Raw genomic sequence first — 17,754 nt, 5'->3', positions numbered from 1 at the left:
CCCGCCGTGTCCCTGCACCTGTCCCGCCGTCGGCTGTTGACCGTCGGCGGCGCCGGCCTCGTCCTGGCCAGTCTCAACGGCCCGTTCTGGGCCGACCCCGCCCGAGCCGCCATCACCACCGCCGACCTGGTCGTCTACGGCGCCACCTCCGGCGGGCTGGCCGCCGCGATCACCATGCGCCGGCTCGGCCGCACCGCCGTGGTGGTGGAGCCCACCAGCCACGTCGGTGGGTTGAGCACCGCCGGGCTGGGCGCCACCGACACCGGCGTCCAGGCGTCCATCGGCGGGCTGGCCGCCGAGTTCTACCGCCGGGTGTACGTGAAGTACCACGGCGGAACCCTCACGCCGACGTCGCCGCTGCGGATGACCTTCGAACCGCACGTCGCCGCCGCCGTCTTCGCCGAGATGCTGGCCGAGGCGGGCGTTCCGGTGATCGTCAACGCCCGGCTGAGCGGCCTCGGCCGGACCGGCAACCGGATCACCGAGCTGCGGACCGAGGACGGGTCGATCTACCGGGGCGGGGTGTTCGTCGACGCCACCTACGAGGGCGACCTGCTGGCCATGGCCGGGGTGGGCTTCACCGTCGGGCGGGAGTCCAACGACACCTACGGCGAGACGATCAACGGGGTGCAGTCGCGCAACACCCACCAGTTCGCCTACCCCATCGACCCGTACGTGACGGCCGGCTCGCCCACCAGCGGCCTGCTGCCGGGCATCTCCGCCACGCCGCTCGCCCCGCAGGGCAGCGGCGACGACAGGATCCAGGCGTACTGCTTCCGGATGTGCCTGACCCAGGGGTCCAACCGGATCCCGTTCGGCAAGCCGTCCGGTTACGACCCGATCCGCTACGAGCTGCTGCTGCGGCACATCCAGGCCGGTTACACCGGGCCGTACTTCTCCACCCACTCGATCGGCGGCGGGAAGACCGACTCCAACAACAACGGTGCCGTGTCGACCGACAACATCGGCCTCAACTACGCGTACCCGACGGCGAGCTGGGCGGCGCGGGAGAGCATCATCGCCGAGCACCGCACCTACCAGCAGGGGCTGATGTGGTTCCTGGCCAACGATCCCCGACTGCCGGCGTCGGTACGCGACTCGACCGCCCGGTGGGGGCTGCCGGTGGACGAGTTCACCAGCACGGGCGGGTGGCCACCGATGCTCTACATCCGCGAGGCACGCCGGATGGTCTCCGCGTACGTGATGACCGAGGCCGACTGTCGGGGCCGGGTACGCGCCACCGACTCGGTGGGCCTGGCCAGCTACACGATGGACTCGCACAACTGTCAGCGGGTGGTCGTCGACGGCCGGGTCCGCAACGAGGGAGACGTGCAGATCAGCGTGCCGGCGCCGTACCCGGTGAGCTACCGCGCGATCGTGCCGCACCAGGCGCAGTGCGCCAACCTGCTGGTGCCGGTCTGCCTCTCGGCGAGCCACATCGCGTACGGCTCGATCCGGATGGAACCCGTGTTCATGATCCTCGGGCAGGCCGCGGCCACCGCGGCGTCCCTGGCGCTCACCGGGAACCTCGCCGTGCAGGCCGTCTCCGTGCCCGCCCTCCAGGCCCGGCTGCGCCAGGACGGCGGGGTGCTGGAGTGGGCCTCCGGCAGCGAGGTGATCCTGGACAACGCGTCGGCCAGCGGGATCACCCGGGCCGGGACGTGGGTGCGCAGCAGCAGCACCGGCGGCTACTACGGCCCGGACTACGAGCACGACGGCAACGTCGGCAAGGGGGTCAACCGGCTGCGGTTCCGCCCGACGCTGCCCACCGCCGGGTCGTGGACGGTGCAGCTGCGCTGGACCGCGCACGCGAACCGGGCTACCAACGTGCCGGTGGACATCGCGTACGCCGGCGGGATGATCACCAAGACGGTCGACCAGCGGCAGGCCGGCGGCCAGTGGGTGGCCCTGGGCACCTACCCGTTCACGGCGGGCACCGACGGCAGCGTGCTGATCCGCACGGAGGAGACCAACGGGTTCGTGGTCGCCGACGCGGTCCGGTTCGTCCCCGCCTGACCAGCGCGAGGCGCCACCAGCAGCGGGTCGACCTGGATCGGGTCGGCACCGCCACTTCTTGACGCCGCGCTCACGCGGCTGCCGACCGGGCGGGCCGATCCGGCGAGTAACGTTCCGAACGGACCAAGATCGGCGTACGAGGAGGCACGGTGCTGACGACGACGGTGGACATCCCGACCAGCGACGGGATCGCGGACGCGTCCCTCACCCGGCCGGCCGGCGACGGCGCGTTCCCGGCGGTGCTGCTCTTCATGGACGCCTTCGGCCCGCGCCCCCGCCTGGTCGAGATGGCCGAGCGCATCGCCGAACGCGGCTACCTGGTGCTGACGCCCCACCTCTTCTATCGGGCCGGCCGGGCACCGCTGTTCGACCTGTCCCGCCTCGGCGAGGCCGACCAGCGCGGCGCCCTCTTCGAGAAGATCATGCCGCTGGTGGGCGCGTTGACCCCCGAGGTGATCAACCGGGACACCGCCGCGTACCTCGACTTCCTGGCCGCCCGCGACGACGTCCGGCCGGGCCCGGTCGCCATCACCGGCTACTGCATGGGCGGCACGAACGCGCTGCGGGCCATCGAGGCGCACCCGGAGCGCATCGCGGCCATCGCCAGCTTCCACGGCGGGCGGATCGTCACCGAGGCTCCGGACAGCCCACACCTGGGCGTCGAGTCGATCACCGGCGAGGTGTACTTCGGGCACGCCGACGCCGACCAGTCGATGACGCCCGAGCAGATCGCCACCCTGGAGAAGGCGCTCGACGCCGCGGGTGTGCGCTACCGCTCCGAGGTGTACGCGGGGGCGCACCACGGCTACACCATGTCCGACACCCCGGCGTACGACGAGCAGGCCACCGAGCGTCACTGGGCCGCTCTCTTCGACCTCCTGGCCCGCACCCTGCCCGCCTGATCACGGTCACCGAGCCCCTGCTCAGGGGCGCAGCAGCACCGGGCCGGCGTCGATGCGGGTGCGGAACAGCGCGTACGGCTTGCGCCGCAGGTCCTTGCCCCGCTGGTACTGCGGCTGCCGGTGCAGTTGGTTGGCGGTGACGTAGAGGTACCCGTCGGTGGCCACCGACATGGTGTCCGGCCAGAGCAGGCGCGGGTCGTGCACCAGGGTCTCGTACTCGCCGTCCGGCAGGCGACGCAGCACCGCGTTGTGCTCGTACGAGGTGAGGTAGATCCGCCCCGCGTCGTCGGACTCCAACCCGTCCGATGCGGTGCCCCTGTCGCCCTCGTCGACAACGGTCGCGGCGACCGCCTCCTGGGTGACGCCCGGATCGGCCAGCGCTTCGGTGGAGACGCTGTGCAGGCGCCGGGAGGCCAGCGGGCAGTAGTACAGCCGGGTGCCGTCGGCCGAGATGGCGATGCCGTCGGAGCCCATGCTCACCGGCTTCGGCGGGCCGTCGGCCGGCCGTTCGAGGAAGGGCCGGCCCTCGACCACCGGGCGGAACGAACTCAACGGCTCCGCCTTGGTGGAGGGGTGGTCGTGCAGCCGCCGCCAGGAGGCCCCGCTGGCCAGGTCCACGACGATGATCCCGTTCGGCCCGGAGTCCGCCGAGTCGGTGATGTACGCGACCCCCGCCTCGCCGCGCCGCAGGTCGAAGCGGACGTCGTTGAGGTACGTCGTCGGCAGCGCCACGTCCGCCGGAAAGGTGATCACCTGGGCGACCGTGTCGGTGTCCAGGTCGATCCGGACCAGCTTCGGGCCGCCCGGCTTCGTGGGCTGGAACATCGGGCTGCCGGTGTCCAGTACCCAGAGCCGGTCGGCCGGGTCCACCACGATGCTCTGCACCGAGACGAACGCGCCCGCGTCGTCGTCGCCGGACGGGTCGTTCCAGGCCTGGTCGGGGTAGGGCACCTCCCGGCCGTCGCGCAACTCGACGACGGTGGCCGGTACCTCGTCACCCCACTTGGGGAAGTTCACGAAGATCCGGCCCCGGTGCGAGACGCTCACCCCGGTCGGCATCGGGCCGGTGAAGGTGTGCACCAGCTCCAGCTCGCCCATCGGCTCGTCGCCGACCGGCCCGTTCATGACGTCCGCTCCACGGTGTTCATCGGCTCGCTCCCTACCGGTCGGCTGGTACCACGCTTCGGGGCGGTTGTTCCCGCCCTGGCGTCCGGTATGCCTCCGATCAGCTCGCTGGTGCGCTGGCCCGCGCGGCGGGCAGGCCGGGCACCGGGACGTCGACCGCGAGCAGCGCGCCGTCCTGCGGGCCCGCCGTGTCCAGCCCCACCCGGGCGGTGCCGATGAAGAGTCGCCGCAGGTCGGGCCCGCCGAGGCAGATACCGGCGGGCTGCTTGGCCGGCAGCCGGATCTCCCGGTCGAGGGTGCCGTCCGGCCGGTAGCGGCGTACCGCGGAGCCGCCCCACAGCGCGATCCAGAGGTGGCCGGCCGCGTCGAGCGTCATGCCGTCCGGGCCGCCGTCGGCGGGGGACAGCCGCAGGAACGGCTCCCGCCCGTGCAGGGCGCCGGTGGCGGGGTCGACGGTGAACCGGTCGATCTCGCCGCGCGGGGTGTCGGCCAGGTACATGGTGGTGCCGGCCGCGTCGAACGCCGGCCCGTTCGGGATGGTCAGCCCGGTCACCGCGGGGACCGGCTCGGTGCCCGGGGTGAGGCGGAACAGCGTGCCCCCGCCGGGCACCATCCCGTACGTCATACTGCCGGCCCAGAAGCGGCCGTGCGGGTCGGCGACCGCGTCGTTCATCCGGGTCGGCTCGGGCGCGTCGGCGACCAGCTCGACGACCGGTCGGGGGTCGCCGGCGGCGGGCAGCACCGTGACACCGGTCCCGGCGGCGGCCAGCCATTCACCCGGTCGGTCGGCCACCGGGGCGACCGCGCCGAGCGGCACGTCGAGGCGGCGCAGCTCCCGCAGCGGGGTCGGGGCGTCGCCGTCGGTCTCCAACAGTCGCCCAGCCAGCAGGTCGACGAGGACCAGCCGGTCGTCGACCCAGCGCAGGCCCTCACCCAACTCCAGCCGGTCGGTGCTCCAGACGGTCGGTTCGGTCAGCTCCATGGTGCTCCTCCAAAGGATCGTCAGCGGACCGTACCGCCGGGGCCGTGGTCGAGCAGCGTCAGCTCGGCCCGGTCGGGCAGGCCCTCCCAGTCGCCCCGGGTGGCGACCGCGAACGCGCCGGTGGTGACGGCCCGGTCCAGTCGGGCCGGCGCGTCGACGCCGTCCAGCCAGCCGGAGAGCAGCCCGGCGACGAAGGCGTCGCCCGCGCCGACGGTGTCCACCACCGGCACTGTCCGGGCTGGACGGTGGATCGTGCCGGTCGCGCTGTGGCTTGTCGCTCCACCGGCGCCGTGCTTGACCACGACCTCGGTGACGCCGGCCGAGAGTAACGCCGAGGCCGGGTCGGTCGCGTCGGTCAGCACGGCCAGCTCGTCGTCGGAGGCGATCACCAGGTCGATCGAGGGCAACAGCGGGCGCAGCGCGGTGGCGGCCTCGGAGACCGACCAGAGCCGGTCGCGGTGGTTGACGTCCAGGCAGACCGTGCCGCCGGCCGTGCGGGCGCGCCGTACGGCCACCACCACCGCCTGGTACGGCTCGACGCCGAGCGCGCAGGTGATGCCGGTGACGTGCAGCAGCCGGGGTGGTGGCCCGGGAGCGTCGAAGGCCTGGGTCACGTCGGCGGGGCCCAGCCGGGAGCCGGCCGACCCGGCGCGGTGGTAGGTGACCCGGTTGATGTCGGCGACCCGGTTCTCGAAGAGGATCAGCCCGGTCGGGGCGGTCTCGTCGACCCGGGACCAGGTCAGGTCGACACCCTCGGCGCGTAGCGTACGGCGGACCAGCTCGCCGGGCTCGTCGGCGCCGGTGACACCGACCCAGGCGGCCCGGTGGCCGAGTCGGGCCAGGCCGATCGCCACGTTCGACTCGGAGCCGGCGATGGAGATCCCGGCGGTGCCGCCCAGCCGCAGTGGGCCGGTGGTGCGGAACGCCGCCATCGTCTCGCCGAGGGTGAGCAGGTCGGTCATGGCTGGACCGCCGCGAGGAAGGCGGCGGCCCGCTCCCGCAACGCCGCCGGGGCGCCGCCGCGGACGGCGTCGCCGAGCAGCGGGGAACCGACGCCGACAGCTGTCGCGCCCCGGTCGAGGTAGCGCCGTGCACCGTCCGCGTCGACCCCACCGACCGGCACGAACGCGGTACCGGGGAACGGGTCGCGCAGGGCGCCGAGGTAGTCGGGCCCGCCGAGGGAGGCCGGGAAGAGCTTGATCGCGGTGGCCCCGCCGTCGACGGCCTGCACCACCTCGGTGGGGGTGAGGGCGCCGGCGAGCACCGGCAGCCCGAGCCGGCCACCCTCGGCGAGGCTCGGTGCGATCGCCGGGGTGACCAGGAAACCGGCGCCCGCGTCGGCCGCCGCGCGGGCGTCCTCGGCGCTGAGCACGGTGCCGGCGCCCAGGGCGAAGTCGGGCCCGAGAGCGGCCCGGGCACGGCGGAGGATGCCGAGCGCGTCGGCGCTGGTCATCGAGACCTCGACCAGGGCGACGCCGCTCTCGGCCAGGGTGAGCACTGCGGTCAGCGCGGCGGCCGGGTCCGGGCCGCGCACGATGGCCAGCAGTCGATGGGTACGCAGCTCGTCGAGCAGGTTCATCACGTGTCCTCAGTGGATCCGGTGGGCGGAGATGGTGAGTCGCCAGGTGACCTCGCCGCTGGGCGGGACGGCCGCCGCGTCGTCGGGGCCGGCGTCGGCCAGGTCGAAGGCCGCGCCCAGCATCGGTTCGATGCCGACGCTGCGGTAGGGGCCGTTCGCCGGCCAGCCGCCCAGGTTGCGCCAGAGCGCGGTGCTGCGGGGCTGGCCGGCGCACTCCAGCTCCAGAGTCAACCGGTCGGCTCCGTCGAGCACCTGGACCCGGGGGCAGTCGAGCAGCACCGCGCCGAGCGCGGTCCCGTCGTCCGGCCCGAACATGTCCAGGGTCAGCCCGGCCGGGGTCGGCCACGGCCCGGTCAGCCACGGGTCGCCGGTGGGCCAGCTGCCCGGCGGCAGGAGCGCGGCGGCCTCCGGGTGCAGCCGGGTCGGGGTGCCGGCGGGCGCGTCGAGGCGGGCGGCGGGGGAAAGGTCGAGCAGGGCGTGCGCGGCCCAGACGAACCGGTACCCGGGGTCGGCGGCGAGCTGGTAGTCGGCCACCACCACGCCGGACTGGTCGGTGATCCGGCGGGTGAGGGTGAACGTCGGCCGCTCGACGACCACGGTGCCGGGCCCGGCGCTGCGCCACGGCCGCGACCACACCTCGCCGTGGTCCGGCTCGCCGCGCACGGTGGGCAGGCACTCCTCCAGGCCGCCGGCGTCGACGAACGCGTCGTCGGGGCGTACCTCGTGCCGGCCGGGTTCCGGGCCACGCCAGAGCCACTCCCGGCCACCGCCGTGCAGGCTCGTCCACCGGCCACCGTGCGCGGCGTCGTACGCCACGTGCAGGGCCACCGGCCGCACGTCGGTCACCACTCGGCGAAGGACCCGTCGGCGTGCTGCCAGACCGGGTTGCGCCAGGTGTGTGGGGTCTGGGCTGCCTTGCGGACCGCCGCCTCGTCGACAGTGATGCCCAGCCCGGGCCGGTCGAGGCGGGCGATGTGCCCGTCCACGAACCGGAACGGCTCCGGGTCGACCAGATAGTCCAGCAGCTCCGAGCCGGCGTTGTAGTGGATGCCGATGCTCTGCTCCTGGATGAGGAAGTTCGGCGTAGCGAAGGCCACCTGGAGGCTGGCCGCCAGGGAGATCGGGCCGAGCGGGCAGTGCGGGGCGAGCAGCGCGCCGTACGTCTCGGCCAGCGCGGCGATCCGGCGGACCTCGGAGATCCCACCGGCGTGCGACAGGTCCGGTTGGACCACGGCGACCCCGGCCTGCAACGGGCCGAGGAACTCGGACCGACCGTAGAGCCGCTCACCGGTGGCCACCGGGATCGGCGTGCCGGCGACGATGTCACGCAGGTGGTGAGCCTGATCGGGCAGGACCGGCTCCTCCACGAAGAACGGGCGCAGGGCGGCCAGCTCGGGCAGGATCCGGCGGACGGCGGCCATTCCGGCGCGACCGTGGAAGTCCACCGCGATGTCCCGGTCGGGGCCGAGCACCTCGCGGGCGGCGGCCACCCGGCCGACGACCGCGTCCACCTCGGCCGAGGTGGGGATCGGCGAGAGCCGCCCGCAGGCGTTCATCTTGACCCCGGTGAGGCCGGCGGCGACCTGCGCGGCGGCGGCGTCGGCCACCTCGCCGGGTTCGTCCCCGCCGATCCACGAGTAGATCCGTACCCGGTCGCGCACGTGCCCGCCGAGCAGCGCGTGCACCGGCGCGCCGTACGCCTGCCCGGCGATGTCCCAGAGCGCCTGGTCGAGGCCGGCGACCGCGCTGGAGAGGATCGGGCCACCCCGGTAGAAGCCGCCCTTGGTCAGCACCTGCCAGTGCTGCTCGATGCGCAGGGGGTCCGCGCCGAGCAGATATTCGGAGAGCACCTCGACCGCGCTGCGCACCACCTCGGCGCGGCCCTCGACCACCGGCTCACCCCACCCGACCAGCCCGTCGTCGGTCTCCACCCGGCAGAACAACCACCGTGGCGCGACCAGGAAGGTCTCGATCCGCGCGATCTTCACTGACTGCCCCTTCGTCCCCGTGCCTTCTCGACGTCGCGGACGGCCTTGTCCAGCAACTGACGCATCGCGGCCTCGGCCGCCGTCTCGTCCCGGTCGCGCAGCGCGTCGACCACCGCGCGGTGGCTGGGCACCGGGTCGTCGTGCGCGGTGCCGCCGTGCACCAGCCGGTCCCGTTCGGCGAGACCGGTCTCCATCACCACCTCCATCCGCTCCAGCAGCTCGTTGTGGGTCGCGGTGAGCAGCGCGCGGTGGAAGGCGAGGTCGGCGGCGATGGCGGCGGCGGGATCGCCGTTGGCCTGGGCCATCTCGGCCAGTGCCCGGTCGAGGGCGGTCAGGTCGTCCTCGGTGGCCCGGGTGGCGGCCAGCCGTGCGGCGGCCGGCTCGATGATGGCGCGTACCTCGTGCAGCTGGTCGAGCAACCGCTGGTCGGTGCCCTCGGTGAACTGCCAGCGGATCACGTCACCGTCGAGCAGGTTCCAGTCCGCACGGGGTCGGACGAAGGTGCCGCGCTTCTGTCGGGCGTCGACGATGCCCTTGGCCGAGAGGACCTTCAGCGCCTCGCGGAGCGCGGTGAGGCTGACGCCGAACTCCTCCTGCAACGCGACGATGTTGAGGGTCGCGCCGGCGGCGATCTCGCCGGTGAGGATGCGACGGGCGATCGCTTCGACGGTCTGCCCGTGGACGCCGCGGCGTGCGTACTGTGCCAATGCTCCTGGCCTTTTCGCTGGTCGGTATCGATCTCTCAGGCCGAGGCTTTCACCGCTGTCCAGCCACCGTCCACCACGAGGCTCGCGCCGGTGACGTAGGCGGCGTCCGGCGAGGCGAGGAAGGCGACAGTGGCGGCCACCTCGTCCGGTGTGCCGAAGCGCTTCGCGACGGTCTCCGCGACGCTGCGCTGCCGGTCCTCTTCGGACACGTCGGCCCATGCGGCGGTGAGGATCGGCCCGGGCAGCACGGTGTTGACCCGGACCTGCGGGCCGTACTCCACGGCGAGTTGGCGGCCGAGCGCGACCAGGCCGCCCTTGGCCGCGGCGTACGCGGGTCGGCCGGGCAACCCGACCAGCGCGTGCACCGAGGAGATCAGCACCACCGCGCCCGATCGTGCCCGCAGGTCGTCCAGGCAGGCGCGGACGCCGAGGAACGAGCCGGTGAGGCTGACGCCGAGCTGGTGGTCCCAGGATTGCCGGCTGGTCTCGTGCGCCGGGGCGACCCGCACGGCGTACGCGGTACTGACCAGGATGTCGACCGGGCCGAGGTGGTCCCGTACGGCGCTTACGGCGACGGTCCAGTCGGCCTCGTCGCTGACATCACCCACTACGGACAGTGCGCGGTGGCCCCGCGCGGTCAGTTCCTCGGCCAGCGGGGCCGGGTCGGCCACGTCGAGCAGCGCGACGCCTGCCCCCTCGGCGGCGAGCCGCCGGGCAATGGCCGCGCCGATCCCACCCATCGCACCAGTGACCAGCGCGTTCTTGCCCTCAAGCCGGCGCATAGGCTGATCCACCTGACCTCCGCCCTGGTCTCATCTAATCATTAATTACGAAGATATCTTGACAGCCGACGAGGGGCGATGCAACCTTCTCGTCACAGCATTCACATGGACGACACATCGCGTGGTGACGCTGAGTGTCGTAAAGGAAGGGATACCTCCGTGAGCGACTTCGACCCCGGTCGCCGGCGATTCCTTGGCCACCTCGGGCTCGCCGGCCTGGGCGCGCTCGGCGCCAGCTCGTTCCTCAGCGCGTGCGCCAGCTCCGCCAGCGGGCCGACGACGAGCAACGGCTCAGGTGCGGTCACCATCCAGTCCAACCTCTCCTCGCCGCAGGCCAAGGCCGCGATGGAGAAGCTGATCGAGACCTTCAACGCGCAGGGCAAGGGCACGGCGAGCCTCAACACGATCGCCTCGGAGACCTTCCGGACCCAGCTGCCGACCTACCTGACCTCCGCCAACCCGCCGGACCTCTACACCTGGTACGCGGGCTCGGTCGCCAACGACTACGCCAGCAAGAACCTGCTGCTGGACGTCTCCGAGGTCTGGAAGTCGTTGGACGACTACCCCCAGTCGCTGCGCACCCTCTCCACCGACGCCAGCGGCAAGCAGATCTTCGTGCCGATGAACAACTACTGGTGGGGCTTCTTCTACCGCAAGTCCAACTTCGCCAAGTGGGGCGTGCAGGAGCCGAAGACCTGGACCGAGTTCCTGGCTCTCTGCGAGACGCTGAAGAGCAAGGGCATCCCGCCGATCGGCATCGGCCTCGGCGACACCCCGTGGGTGGCCTCGGCCTGGTTCGACTACCTCAACATCCGGATCAACGGCGCGCCGTTCCACCGCGAGCTGCTCGCCGGAAAGCAGCGCTTCGACGACCCGAAGGTCAAGGCGGTCTTCACCCGCTGGCGCGAGGCCCTGCCCTACTTCGACCCCAAGGGCAAGGCGTACCCGTTCCAGGAGGCGACCACCGCGCTGCTGGCCGGCAAGACCGGCATGTTCCTGATCGGCACGTTCTTCGCCGACGCCGCACCCAAGGACGCGCTCGGCGACCTGGACTTCTTCCGGTTCCCGATCATCGACCCGGCCGTGCCGCTGGCCGAGGAGGCACCGACCGACGGCTTCTTCGCCAGCGCGAAGACCGCCAACCCGACCGGCACCAAGGCCCTGCTCAGCTACCTGGCCGGGGTCGAGGCCCAGGAGGCGTACGTCAAGGCCAGCTCCGGCATCGTGCTGCCGGCCAACCCCAAGGCCAAGGCGTCCGACTCGCCGCTGGTGGTCAAGGGCAAGGCGATGCTGAACGAGGCCAAGGAGCTGACCCAGTTCTTCAACCGCGACTCCAGCGACGCGCTCCAGCCGACCGCGGACACCGCGCTGACCAAGTTCATCGACAAGCCGGACCAGATCGACGCGATCCTGCGGGAGTGGCAGGCCGGCGCCGAGAAGGTCTTCAAGGGCTGACGTGACAGCAACGATCTCCACGACTCCGGTCACCCCCACCCGGCGGCGGCGACGGTCGGCTCGACTGTCGCCGCTGCTGGTGGCGTTCGTCCTCGTGCCGTTCGCGGTCGAGAGCGTCTGGGTGTTCTGGCCGGCGATCCAGGGCTTCTGGTTCTCCCTCACCCGCTGGGACGGGATGACGCCGCCGACCTTCGTCGGCACCGACAACTACGTCGAGCTGGCCGGCGACGCCACCTTCCGGGGTGCGCTGGTCAACACGGTGATCTGGCTGGTGCTCTTCGGCGGCCTCTCCGTGCTGGGTGGGTTCGGGATGGCGCTGGTCCTGCAGAAGGAGCGGCGTGGTGTCGGCTTCTACCGGGCCGCGCTGTTCACCCCTGTGGTGTTCTCGCTGGTGGTGACAGCGCTGGTCTGGCGGGTCTTCTACCAGCCCGACGGCATCGCCGACACGCTGCTGCGGGCGGTCGGCCTGGAACAGCTGATCCGGCCCTGGCTCGCCGACCCGCAGACCGCCCTGTACGCGGTGATCCTGCCCGCGCTGTGGCGCCAGATCGGGTACGTGATGGTGCTGTTCCTGGCCGGGTTGAAGGCGATCGACCCGGCGCTGCACGAGGCGGCCCGGATGGACGGCGCCAACGCCTGGCAGCGCCTACGGCATGTCACGATTCCCCAGCTCAAGGGGGTCAACGCCGTCGTGCTGTCGGTCATCGTGATCGACTCGCTGCGCTCGTTCGACATCGTCTGGTCGCTGACCAAGGGCGGGCCGTACCACTCGTCGGAGCTGCTCAGCACCTACATGTACTCGACCGCTTTCCAGAGCCTGCGGCTGGGTTACGCCTCGGCGATCGCTGTCGTGATCTTCGTGCTCGCGCTGGCCGTCATCCTCGGCTACCTGGTCCGCGCGTTCCGGGAGGAAGCATCATGAACAAGCTCCGTACCGGGGCCTTCCACACCGGCATGATCCTGCTCTCGCTGCTCTGGCTGGGCCCGGTGCTCTGGGTGGTGGTGATGTCCACCCGGTCGTTCGACGACATCGCCGCGCACGGGGTGGGCAGCCTGCCCCGGTCGTTCACCCTGGACACCTACCGGCAGGCGTGGACCGACGGCGGCGAGCTGCGCGCGCTGATCAACAGCATGCTTGTCACCGTCCCGTCGGTGCTGGTGAGCCTGGCGTTGGCCGCGATGGCCGCTTTCGCGCTGAGTCGCTTCCGGATCCCCGGGCGGCGGACGATCCTGCTGCTGATGCTCGCCGGCAACCTGCTCCCACCGCAGATCCTGCTCATCCCGGTGGCCAAGTTCAGCGAGCTGACCGGCCTGTACGACACGCTCTGGGCGTTGATCGCGGTGCAGGTCGGCTTCGGTCTCGGCTTCTACACCTTCGTCCTGCACGGCTTCATGCGGGACCTGCCGGGCGAGATCCAGGAGGCGGCCACCATCGACGGTGCCGGCACGGCGCAGATCTTCACCAAGGTGATGCTGCCGCTGACCCGACCCGCGCTGGCCGCCCTCGGGGCGCTCTCCTTCACGTGGATCTTCAACGACCTGCTCTGGGCGATCACCGTGCTGCGTACCGATGACAACATGCCGGTCACCCCGGCGCTGCTCGCCCTCCAGGGCCAGTTCGTGTCGTCCTGGAACGTCATCGCCGCCGGTACGGTCATCGCGGCCGTCCCCACCGTCGCGGTGTTCCTGCGCTTCCAGCGGCACTTCGTCTCCGGCCTGGCGCTCGGAGCGGTCAAGTGACCGCCGAGGCCGGGCAGCGCTGGACGCTGCGGGGCACGCACACCGAGTACACCGTGACGGTGCCCGGGCACGGTCGCTGGCTGGAGCTTGTCGCGTGGGGGCCGCACGGCGTCTCCGACGGGCCCTCGCCGGTCGCCTACGACGGCCCGGTCCCGTTCCTCACCGCCGGGGACGCTGCTCCCATCGAGTACGCCACCGACGCCGACCGCCCGTTCACCGGCGCCGACCTGGTGATCGAGACGTCGAACGGGCAGCGCCGGGTGGGCTTCACGCACACCGACGCGCGGATCGACGCCGACCAGCGGGAGTTGGACGTCGAGTTCGCCGACCCGGTCACCGGGCTGCGCGCCACCGTGCACTACCGGGTGCCGGTCGGCACCGACGTGGTGCAGCGGTGGGTCGAGCTGACCAACGACGGCACCGACGCGCTGCGGGTCGTCCGGGCCGGATCGGGCGGGTTCTGCGTACCGACGCCGCACGGCGCGCTGCTCAGCCACCAGTGGGGGCAGTGGGAGCAGGAGTTCCAGCTCTCCTACGTCGAGTTGGGCCACGGCACCTTCAGCATCGGCAGCTCCCAGGGCGTACCCGGGCACCTGCACGTGCCCTGGCTGGCCGTGCGCGACACCGCCGAGCCGGCCGGGCCGGCGTGGGGGATGGCGCTGGCCTGGACCGGCTCGTGGGAGATCAGCGCCGAGCGGGACACCGGCGGCCTCACCCGGGTCCGGGTCGGCCGTCAGCTGGTCGACGGCCCGCTGGAGTTGGCCGCCGGCGGGCGGCTGACCCTGCCGGTGGCCACCGGGGCGTACAGCCCGGACGGCCTGGACGGGCTGGCCCGGGTCTGGCACACCCACCAGCGGATGCTGGCCGGGGAACGGCTCAGCCCGCGCCCGGTCCTCTACAACTCCTGGGAGGCGACCTACTTCGCCGTCGAGGCGCAGAGTCAGCTCGCGCTCGCCCGGATCGCCGCCGAACTGGGCGTGGAGACGTTCGTCGTGGACGACGGCTGGTTCGTCGGCCGCAACGACGACACCGCCGGACTGGGTGACTGGACGCCCGACCCGGCGAAGTTCCCGGCCGGGTTCGACACGTTCATCGCCGACGTCCGCGCGCTCGGGCTGAACTTCGGGCTCTGGGTCGAGCCCGAGTGCGTCAACCCGAAGTCCTCCCTGTACGCCGAGCACCCGGACTGGGTCTACTCCGTCGACGGCCGGCCGCTCACACCGGTCCGCAACCAGTACCTGCTCGACCTGGGCCGGCCGGAGGTCGCCGAGTTCGTCCACTCCACAGTCGACAGCCTGCTGCGCCGGTACGACATCGACTACCTGAAGTGGGACTTCAACCGACCGCGTACCGAGCCGGGTCGCCCCGGTGGGGTGGGCCCGCTCGACCTGGACGGCGCGCACGTCGCCAACCTGCACCGCATCTACGAGCGGTTGCGCCGGGACCATCCCGGGGTGCTGATCGAGGCGTGCGCCGGCGGGGGCGCGCGGACCGACCTGGCGATGGCCGCCCGGGCCGACGTCTTCTGGCCCAGCGACAACACCGGTCCGCTGGACCGGCTGGCCATCCAGTACGGCTTCCTGCACGCCAACGCCCCACACCTGCTCAGCTCCTGGGTCACCGACGCGCCCGGCCTGTTCGACAACCGGCCCCGAACGCTGGCGTTCCGGTTCGTCCTGGCGATGGCCGGTGTGCTCGGCATCGGCGCGGACATCCGGGCGTGGACCCCGGCCGAGCGGGTCGAGGCGGCCGGCTGGATCGCCCGCTACAAGGAGATCCGGGACATCGTCACGCACGGCGAGGTGCACCTGATCGGTGGCCCCGACCAGGCCCGCTGCGCGGTGCAGTACACCGCGCCGGACGAGAACCGGGTGGTCGTCCTGGCCTGGCACACCGGCCGGCTCGACGGTGCCGGGCTGCTTCCGTCCCGCCCGGTCCGGTTGCCCCTGCGCGGCCTCGACCCGGCGGCCGGTTACGCGCACGGCGACCGGCACTACTCCGGCAGCCACCTCACCACCGTCGGCCTGCCCGTGCAGTGGAGCGCGACCCACGACGCCGACCTCATCGTGCTGACCCGCGACTGAGATCGGAGCACCACCACCCCCACCCCCGAGGGACAGGAGTACCTCCATGCGCCTGAACCGACAGCTGACCGCTGCCCTGGCCGTGCTCGGCCTGGGCCTGGCCAGCCCGATGCCGGCGATGGCCGGCCCACCCCACGCCGACCCACCACAGGCCGGCCACGGGCCCGGTCGCCCCGGCCACGCCCCGGCGGCCACCGGCGCGGAGGACCAGGGCGCGCCGACCTTCTTCAACAGCGGCCTCGCCCCGACGCCCTACCAGGGCTGGAACACCTACTTCGGCCTCGGTGGCGATCCCACCGAGGCCGAAGTACGGTCGGTCACCGACTACATGGTCCACAGTGGCCTGCGGGACGCCGGCTACACCTACGTCTGGATCGACGGCAACTGGGCCGCGCCCACCCCGCGCAACGAGGCCGGTCAGCTCGTCGCCGACCCGGCCCGCTTCCCCGGCGGAATGGCCGCGCTGGCCGCGTACATCCACAGCAAGGGGATGAAGGCCGGCATCTACACCGACGCCGGCCCGTACCTGCCGGGGCAGTGTGGGCTCGGCAGCAACGGCCACTACCAGGCGGACATCGCGCAGTTCGCCGGCTGGGGCTTCGACGCGCTCAAGGCCGACTGGCTCTGCGGCCGGGCCGCCGGCCTCGACCCGGAGACCACCTTCCGGGAGCTGGCCGAGGCGGTACGCCAGTCGCCCCGGCCGATGTTGCTCAACATCTGCAACCCGGTCAGCTCGGACTGGGGCGGCGGCCCGTACACCCCGGAGCAGCTCTCCACCTGGAGCTACACGTACGCGCCCACCGTCGCCGACTCGTGGCGGACCTACACCGACGTGGGGCTCACCGACCCGAGCCCGCAGTGGGCGTACCCGTGGGTGCTGCGCAATATGGACGTCAACGCGTACCACCCGGCGGCCACCGGGCCGGGGCACTACAACGACCCGGACTACCTGCTGCCCATGCGGCCGCTGCCCGGCGGCGGGTACGAGTTGAGCCTGGACGAGTCCAAGACGCAGCTCGGCATGTGGGCCATCATGGCCGCGCCGCTGGTGATCGGCTCCGACCCGCGTGGCCTGCCGAAGGAGATGATCTCGGCGCTGACCAACCCGGAGATCATCGCGGTGGACCAGGACCCGCTGGTCCGGCAGGGCGTCAAGGTCGCCGACACCGGCACCGACGCGCAGGTCTGGAGCAAGGTGCTCGCCGGCTCCGGCAAGCGGGCCGTGGCGCTGCTCAACCGGCACGACACCGCCCAGCAGATCACGGTGAACTTCGCCGACGTCGCCCTCGGCGGGTCGGTCAAGGTCCGTGACCTGTGGTCCCGCTCCACCGTGGACGCCCAGCCGGGCACCCCGGGCGAGCAGCCGTTCACCGGCTCGTACACCGTCGAGGTGCCCGCGCACGGGGTGGCCATGCTCGGCCTGACCGGCACCGACCAGGTCGCCGGTACCGACCTCGGTGGCACCGCCAGCGCCAGCCCGGCGCTGGTCCGGGTCGACGACACGCACGCCACCGCCTTCGTCCGCGACGCTTCCGGTGCGCTGGCGGTCAACACCCGCACCGGTACGACGTGGGGCACGCACTGGACCTCCCTCGGCGGCCCGGTCGGCGGCCGGATCCTCGGTCAGCCGGCGGCGTACGGCTCCGCCGACGGGCGGCTCGACGTCTTCGTCCGCGGCACCGACAACGCCGCCTGGCAGCGCAGCTACGTGGCCGGCAGCTGGGGGCCGTGGCGCAGCCTCGGTGGCACGCTGACCGACGCGCCCACGGCAGCCTGGACCAGCCCGACCCAGTGGACCCTGGTCGCCCGCGGTGCCGACGGCAAGCTCTGGTCGCGTACGCCGAGCGCCGGCTGGACCGGCGTCGGTTCTCCCGAGAACCGGCCGTTCTACGGTCGGCCGAGCGCGGTCGTCGACGACGCCGGCGTGCTGCACGTGGCGGTCCGCAGTCGCACCGACGAGGTGTGGTGGAGCAGCCGGACCGGCACCACCTGGTCGGCCTGGACCAACCTGGGCGGCACCACCAGTGGCAGCCCGACCCTGCTCGCCACCTCCGGCCGGGTCTACCTGTTCGCGCTGGCCGCCGACAACCGGCTCTGGCAGCGCAACCTGGCCGACGGCGCCTGGGGCGGCTGGTTCCGACGCGGCGAGTTCGCCACCGACGCGTTCCGGGGTGCGCCCGGGGCCGCCGCCGGCGCCAACGGCAGCGCCTGGCTGGCGGTACGTGGCGTGGACGACCGGGTGCACCAGGTCACCCTCTGATCCGTGGTGGGGGGGGGGGGGCCCGGGGGCCCCCCCCCGGGGGGGCGCGGGCCCGGGGGGGGGGCGGGGGCGCGCCCCGGCCCCCGGGCGCCCGGGCCCCCGGGCGGGCCCGCCCCCCGGCCCCCCCCCCCCCT

15 protein-coding genes are annotated in these 17,754 nt (G+C 72.7%); 7 read left to right on the top strand and 8 right to left on the bottom strand.

Features of this window, described 5'->3' with window-relative positions; genetic code table 11:
• The first annotated feature begins 6 nt into the window (after nt 1-6).
• Complete coding sequence (locus ACIBD9_RS02505; RefSeq protein WP_396713865.1) at nt 7-2,016, top strand: FAD-dependent oxidoreductase; 2,010 nt, start codon at nt 7-9, stop codon at nt 2,014-2,016.
• Between the two features lie 149 nt (nt 2,017-2,165).
• The gene (locus ACIBD9_RS02500; RefSeq protein WP_396713863.1) at nt 2,166-2,918 is read left to right on the top strand and encodes a dienelactone hydrolase family protein; all 753 of its coding nucleotides are present in this window, start codon (nt 2,166-2,168) and stop codon (nt 2,916-2,918) included.
• Nucleotides 2,919-2,939: 21 nt separating this feature from the next.
• On the opposite strand, the gene ACIBD9_RS02495 is transcribed toward ACIBD9_RS02500, so the two are convergent.
• The 8 genes from ACIBD9_RS02495 to ACIBD9_RS02460 form a co-directional block, all read right to left on the bottom strand.
• Nucleotides 2,940-4,043, bottom strand: coding sequence for an L-dopachrome tautomerase-related protein (locus ACIBD9_RS02495; protein ID WP_396713861.1), 1,104 nt, complete (start codon nt 4,041-4,043; stop codon nt 2,940-2,942).
• A 100-nt stretch (nt 4,044-4,143) separates the two neighbouring features.
• Nucleotides 4,144-5,025 carry an SMP-30/gluconolactonase/LRE family protein gene (locus tag ACIBD9_RS02490; protein ID WP_396713859.1) on the bottom strand — a complete coding sequence of 294 codons (882 nt, stop codon included), beginning with the start codon at nt 5,023-5,025 and terminating at the stop codon, nt 4,144-4,146.
• A 20-nt stretch (nt 5,026-5,045) separates the two neighbouring features.
• A complete protein-coding gene (locus ACIBD9_RS02485) occupies nt 5,046-5,987 on the bottom strand; it encodes a sugar kinase (protein ID WP_396713857.1) in 942 nt (313 codons plus the stop codon).
• Nucleotides 5,984-6,604 carry a bifunctional 4-hydroxy-2-oxoglutarate aldolase/2-dehydro-3-deoxy-phosphogluconate aldolase gene (locus ACIBD9_RS02480; protein ID WP_396713855.1) on the bottom strand — a complete coding sequence of 207 codons (621 nt, stop codon included), beginning with the start codon at nt 6,602-6,604 and terminating at the stop codon, nt 5,984-5,986. Before ACIBD9_RS02480 ends, ACIBD9_RS02485 begins: the two co-directional genes overlap by 4 nt.
• 9 nt (nt 6,605-6,613) lie before the next feature.
• On the bottom strand, nt 6,614-7,453 hold the full coding sequence (locus tag ACIBD9_RS02475) for a hypothetical protein (protein WP_396713853.1): 840 nt from the start codon (nt 7,451-7,453) through the stop codon (nt 6,614-6,616).
• Nucleotides 7,447-8,592 (bottom strand): galactonate dehydratase, encoded by a 1,146-nt coding sequence (dgoD, locus tag ACIBD9_RS02470; protein ID WP_396713851.1) that lies wholly within the window; start codon nt 8,590-8,592, stop codon nt 7,447-7,449. Before dgoD ends, ACIBD9_RS02475 begins: the two co-directional genes overlap by 7 nt.
• Nucleotides 8,589-9,299 carry a FadR/GntR family transcriptional regulator gene (locus ACIBD9_RS02465; protein WP_396713849.1) on the bottom strand — a complete coding sequence of 237 codons (711 nt, stop codon included), beginning with the start codon at nt 9,297-9,299 and terminating at the stop codon, nt 8,589-8,591. The genes dgoD and ACIBD9_RS02465 overlap by 4 nt, the downstream gene beginning before the upstream one ends.
• Before the next feature lie 35 nt (nt 9,300-9,334).
• Nucleotides 9,335-10,093, bottom strand: coding sequence for an SDR family NAD(P)-dependent oxidoreductase (locus tag ACIBD9_RS02460; protein WP_396713847.1), 759 nt, complete (start codon nt 10,091-10,093; stop codon nt 9,335-9,337).
• A gap of 147 nt (nt 10,094-10,240) precedes the next feature.
• On the opposite strand from ACIBD9_RS02460, the gene ACIBD9_RS02455 reads away from it, so the two are divergent.
• The 5 genes from ACIBD9_RS02455 to ACIBD9_RS02435 are packed head-to-tail and all read left to right on the top strand — an operon-like array spanning nt 10,241 to nt 17,620.
• Complete coding sequence (locus ACIBD9_RS02455; protein ID WP_396713845.1) at nt 10,241-11,536, top strand: ABC transporter substrate-binding protein; 1,296 nt, start codon at nt 10,241-10,243, stop codon at nt 11,534-11,536.
• A gap of 1 nt (nt 11,537) precedes the next feature.
• Entirely contained in the window at nt 11,538-12,458 is a 921-nt protein-coding gene (locus ACIBD9_RS02450) for a carbohydrate ABC transporter permease (protein WP_396713843.1), read from the top strand.
• Complete coding sequence (locus ACIBD9_RS02445) at nt 12,455-13,276, top strand: carbohydrate ABC transporter permease (RefSeq protein WP_396713841.1); 822 nt, start codon at nt 12,455-12,457, stop codon at nt 13,274-13,276. The genes ACIBD9_RS02450 and ACIBD9_RS02445 overlap by 4 nt, the downstream gene beginning before the upstream one ends.
• Complete coding sequence (locus ACIBD9_RS02440) at nt 13,273-15,360, top strand: alpha-galactosidase (RefSeq protein ID WP_396713839.1); 2,088 nt, start codon at nt 13,273-13,275, stop codon at nt 15,358-15,360. Before ACIBD9_RS02445 ends, ACIBD9_RS02440 begins: the two co-directional genes overlap by 4 nt.
• A 46-nt stretch (nt 15,361-15,406) precedes the next feature.
• Nucleotides 15,407-17,620, top strand: coding sequence for a glycoside hydrolase family 27 protein (locus tag ACIBD9_RS02435; RefSeq protein WP_396713838.1), 2,214 nt, complete (start codon nt 15,407-15,409; stop codon nt 17,618-17,620).
• Nucleotides 17,621-17,754: the final 134 nt, after the last annotated feature.

This window comes from Micromonospora sp. NPDC050784 (assembly GCF_044456765.1).
GTDB classification, from domain to species: domain Bacteria; phylum Actinomycetota; class Actinomycetes; order Mycobacteriales; family Micromonosporaceae; genus Micromonospora; species Micromonospora foliorum.
Note: the sequence above shows the minus strand (reverse complement) of the source record. Positions and strands in the feature narration are given on the sequence as shown.

Bases quoted from the DNA above. Each gene is read 5' to 3' on its own strand.
- ACIBD9_RS02480 (WP_396713855.1), bottom strand. From the start codon at position 6,604: ATGAACCTGCTCGACGAGCTGCGTACCCATCGACTGCTGGCCATCGTG.
- ACIBD9_RS02495 (WP_396713861.1), bottom strand. From the start codon at position 4,043: ATGAACGGGCCGGTCGGCGACGAGCCGATGGGCGAGCTGGAGCTGGTG.
- ACIBD9_RS02445 (WP_396713841.1), top strand. From the start codon at position 12,455: ATGAACAAGCTCCGTACCGGGGCCTTCCACACCGGCATGATCCTGCTC.
- ACIBD9_RS02435 (WP_396713838.1), top strand. From the start codon at position 15,407: ATGCGCCTGAACCGACAGCTGACCGCTGCCCTGGCCGTGCTCGGCCTG.
- ACIBD9_RS02485 (WP_396713857.1), bottom strand. From the start codon at position 5,987: ATGACCGACCTGCTCACCCTCGGCGAGACGATGGCGGCGTTCCGCACC.
- ACIBD9_RS02490 (WP_396713859.1), bottom strand. From the start codon at position 5,025: ATGGAGCTGACCGAACCGACCGTCTGGAGCACCGACCGGCTGGAGTTG.